Raw genomic sequence first — 4,289 nt, forward strand, 5'->3', positions numbered from 1 at the left:
CCTGGAGCCATAACGATCGGCTTAGGTGGTTTAGGTATAAGTGCTTCTATTGTGTCTAAATAATACTCTGGATTGGCTACATCTGTTTTACCTTGTTTTGTTATATAATCATAGATTGCTTTATAAGGGTTTTTATCACCATGAAGATAAACGTTTTCACCTAAGCGTTTTAAATAGAGCAACGCTTTAATTTGATCTTCTCTTAATTCTTGTGATTTGTTCGTCATTTCTTCTATTACCTGTTTTACATCTGATATATGCTGAACCTGTGGAAACAGATCATCTGAGATAACACTCTGCAACTTATCTGCGTTATTTTGCTGATCTGTTTGTATTGTACTTTGCATTGAATGAACATTCCCCTTTCCTCTAAAAGATAATTACGTCTGACAGCTTACATATGTTTCTAAATGTTAAGCAATAACCATGATTGCTATAAAAGCAAAGAATATAATCCCTATTAGCAGACCTTTCATGATATCCATACCATTTGGAAATTCAGGTTGCTTATAGGCGGTTATTTGAGATAGAACAATGTTGTGTTCTAATTGAGCAAATAGCTCTGTTTCTTCTACGGATTTAGCAGGTGCACGATAGAAAAAATTACGCCCCTCTTTACCAACAGTAATCTCGCAATCTTGCAATGGTACTTTATACATGCCATTAACAGTAACCGTATTATCCTCAATATGTGTAATCACATTGATATCTGACGTTTTATTTTCATCATCAAATACAATGAGTAAGTCTGTTGTTTCTATTTGATAATCATCTTCTTTATTTTTTTTATTTAACAATCCCATTTAATTTACCCCCTCTTTTTTTCGTGTGTTTAGCATTTGATTTTTGCACAATCTTCCATGATAAAAAAGCTATCACTGCAACCCCTAAGCTTGTTCCTGCTCCAACTACAAACATATAAACAAACGCATCAACCATCATTAAACTTCCTTTCTTTATTTGTTCTCAGCCACTCACAAACTAAAAATGAAAACGATAGACAAGACGATATAAAAAATATAGTTATCAATAGATATATTAAATCTAAATTTAAATTTTTAATTACCACCAGTGAACACCTTCCTTTATTGCATAATACATGCGCATAACCGATCTAAACGTCAATAGTGTACCTAACAGCACCGTTGATGCTAAAATACTGGTGACTACCATCTGCCATTCCGTCGGTAAGTCACCAAACACTCTAAAATACTGCCCTATATCTAAACCTTGTGCTATAACCATCCGCACACTTTGCAATCGTTCAATCGCCAAATCTAAAAATGAGATAGGCGGTTGAAAAATGCTGTCTATAAAGTTTTTAATTGTATCGTAAACATTAAGCATTAGCTCCCTCCTACTCGAATAGAGGATATTAATTTCATAGCTGATATAGCCGTTATAAACCATAATGCGAATGATAGAATATAAGCAATTGGGGCAAGTTGCATGGGTTCTAATGCATTGAATATTCTTCCAATCATATCGCTATAACCATGTCCGCCACTCGATTGTGGTGTATAAGTCAAGCTTGCTAACGTATTGCCAAAACCAACAATCAACGACCATAATATTTGCGCTGCTTCAAGCAAAACTTGAAACAAACGAACAGCTAATACACCGATCATATAAACTAAATATAGTAATCCTCTAATCACATCGAATATGACCTCGAAGAAACCTATCAAGATATCTAATATGTGTTGAAATATATTTAAAAATCCTGTATATATCCATTCGGCAACGTCCCACAACAAGCCAAACAATTTGCCGAATGCATCTGTTAAAATTCCCATCTAATACCTATCCTTTTTTTGCTCTAATGCCGAATAAATAAGATCAATTAAGCGATCAGAAAACAACACGATCATCATTAAAAAGAGGAAAGGAGCTACATAAAGCATATAACCCCCAAATATAACTTCAATCACTGCACTTAAAAGATCATTACTCATGCTTTACGACCTCCCTACTCTCGGTTTCCTGGTACTTATTCGTGGCTGTCTTGGCTGTCTTGGTAATCGTTGTGCTCTTTGCATTTTTTCGTCCGCCCTTCCTTGATACCTAACGTTTGTATAATCATTTTTGTTAGCAAAGGCTTTTTTGATTAAGTTTATTAACTTGGGTGCAAAGATAAAGGATAGTGCCAATAATAAAAACGAACTAATAAGTAACAATAAACTGTTACTCGTCTCAAATAGCTCAGTTGGACTAAAAGGTAATTCCGCACCACCTGGTTGTGATATGCTCCCCTCTTGCCCATTTCGAGCCACCGGCTGTATAGCGATTAAAGGGTCGCCAAAATTGTTATAAACCATATCGTTAGCTGGCACGGTGAACTGTCCATCACTTGCTGGCACAGTCACATAAATTTCACCGTCCAAAAGCACCCTTACATCTCCATCAGTAGGACTTTCCCAAGTGACCAAGTAATCACCGTTCGGCTGTTCTTGATAATCGTCACCACCGATCGGTGGCGCAGGGGCAAATCCTGTGGTTGCTTGTACCGTTACCCCTTGCGATTCAACACCTTGATATTCTGTGGTCAATTTGTATTCATAAGAGCTGTTTTCTTCTACGGATAGATCATTGAAATAGGTCCCGTTTGTCTCAAATAAAGGTTGATAATCCTCACTTGCGTTAACCGTCATAGGCTTTAAAAAATCAAACATGGACGTTTCTTGTTTAACTTCACCTAAATCCATCCGGTAGATATTGACGTGTTCAAAATGCTCTGTGTCGGGTAATTCCCACGATAGATTAACTCGATCATGTTCAGATTCCACGTTTATGTTTTTGATTTCTTCCACATTTATTTCCTCGCCTAAAACCTCTCCAAAAAGTTCAAATTGATACACACGCACCGTTCCGCCAGAAGACGAACTTATTTGTATTTCTATTAAATCATCTCTTTCAATGGCTATATATTCATCTGTTCTATTTCGATTTTCCAAAATTAATTCTTGTTCAGCGCCATTCGAAAAGTGCAATATGACACGACGATGATTATTAGTAGAATCCGAATTAAGATAAAAACCTTCAACGTTTACCGATTGTTTTAACTTTATGGTTAAAAAATCGTATGAACCGGTAGAATATGTTTCAAGGTCGTTATCAATAACATATTGATAGTTTTCTGACGCACTACGATCGATCACATCATAGTTATCAAATATTCCATCTCGAAAATCAAACTCATCTGCGAAAGCGCTTAGTGGTATGACGAAGAATATCGGCACTAATAAAGCAAGTATTTTTCGTTTCATTCAATCACCTTCTTTCTAAAATCAAGGTAATGGAGCTGTACCACTTTCGCCAGGTAATGGCACGTCGCCCATATCGCTTCCTGGTAATGGAGCATTATTTCCACTACCGCCTGGTATAGGTGCATTAAATCCATTATCCCCAGGTGTGGGTGCTGTGTTTTCTCTGTCGCCTGGAATAGGTGCTGTACCCCCTTCATTCCCTGGTTGTGGTGCTTCACCATCTACACCACCAGGGTCTGGCGGTTCGGCTTCTATTTCTGGCGATTCAGGTCTATCAGCTTCAAGCTCTGGTTCCTCTGGGATTTCGGCCTTTGGCTCTGGCACTTCGGGAATATCAACTTCCCCCTCATCGGGTATATTTTCTCGAAATTCTTCTTCACTTGGCAGACTTTCAACGGGGTCTAATATGTCAAATCCACCACTCGGGTCGTCTCTTACCTCAATATCTTCTGCACCGTCTTTTATGTCGTCTGCTGTAAAGCTTGAATCCTCTAATCCTTCAGCATTTTGACCTGTTGGCTCATCTATATATCCAGTTATTGTATCGCTATAATTAGGCGCTGACGGTGCACTTGGCGCATAACCTAGCATACTCTCTGTTTCGCTTATGAGATTAGGTACAATCGTATTGTTAAACGTATTTGCAACCTGTTGCCAATTAGGTGGTGATGGTATAGCGTTGATAACATCATCAATTTTCCCCATATAATCAGACCAACCAGGCGTGTTAAAAATACAACCACAATCCCCTCCTGAACCATTTCCTCCACCATCACTAGGCGGTTGCTGACAAGCTGAATTCTGGTTATTGATATTGGTAAGGTTGACAGTGTCTGAACTTAGCAAATTATTACTTGAATCATAAAAACTAACGCTATAACTACCATTGCAAGTAACAGTGAAATAATTTTGACCCACATAGTCATGTGACACTGCATAATCAAAATCATTGGCTGAAAAAGTAAAGCTTGATACTTGCGATGAATCAAAGTAAATATAATAGATATCCTCACTTGCATTGTA

Annotated in this window: 8 protein-coding genes; all 8 read right to left on the minus strand. The window is 37.7% G+C overall.

All coding sequences use genetic code 11. The features are described from left to right. Positions 1-347 (minus strand): hypothetical protein (locus tag B494_RS0115595; protein ID WP_017473316.1); only part of this gene is annotated, 347 nt, incomplete at its 3' end. A gap of 66 nt (positions 348-413) precedes the next feature. Further along, positions 414-803: a hypothetical protein gene (locus B494_RS0115600; RefSeq protein ID WP_017473317.1), complete on the minus strand. Its 390-nt coding sequence runs from the start codon at positions 801-803 to the stop codon at positions 414-416. Next, positions 787-939 (minus strand): hypothetical protein, encoded by a 153-nt coding sequence (locus B494_RS21185; protein WP_017473318.1) that lies wholly within the window; start codon positions 937-939, stop codon positions 787-789. Before B494_RS21185 ends, B494_RS0115600 begins: the two co-directional genes overlap by 17 nt. A 123-nt stretch (positions 940-1,062) precedes the next feature. Further along, entirely contained in the window at positions 1,063-1,347 is a 285-nt protein-coding gene (locus B494_RS0115610) for a hypothetical protein (RefSeq protein WP_017473319.1), read from the minus strand. Beyond that, complete coding sequence (locus B494_RS0115615) at positions 1,347-1,796, minus strand: hypothetical protein (RefSeq protein ID WP_017473320.1); 450 nt, start codon at positions 1,794-1,796, stop codon at positions 1,347-1,349. The genes B494_RS0115610 and B494_RS0115615 overlap by 1 nt, the downstream gene beginning before the upstream one ends. Further along, positions 1,797-1,955, minus strand: coding sequence for a hypothetical protein (locus B494_RS21190; RefSeq protein WP_017473321.1), 159 nt, complete (start codon positions 1,953-1,955; stop codon positions 1,797-1,799). A 3-nt stretch (positions 1,956-1,958) separates the two neighbouring features. After that, entirely contained in the window at positions 1,959-3,266 is a 1,308-nt protein-coding gene (locus B494_RS21195) for a hypothetical protein (RefSeq protein ID WP_017473322.1), read from the minus strand. Between the two features lie 21 nt (positions 3,267-3,287). Continuing rightward, positions 3,288-4,289 (minus strand): ICP22 family protein (locus B494_RS20270; RefSeq protein WP_194291197.1); only part of this gene is annotated, 1,002 nt, incomplete at its 5' end.

The organism is Amphibacillus jilinensis Y1 (genome assembly GCF_000306965.1).
Classification (GTDB): Bacteria; Bacillota; Bacilli; order Bacillales; family Amphibacillaceae; genus Amphibacillus_C; species Amphibacillus_C jilinensis.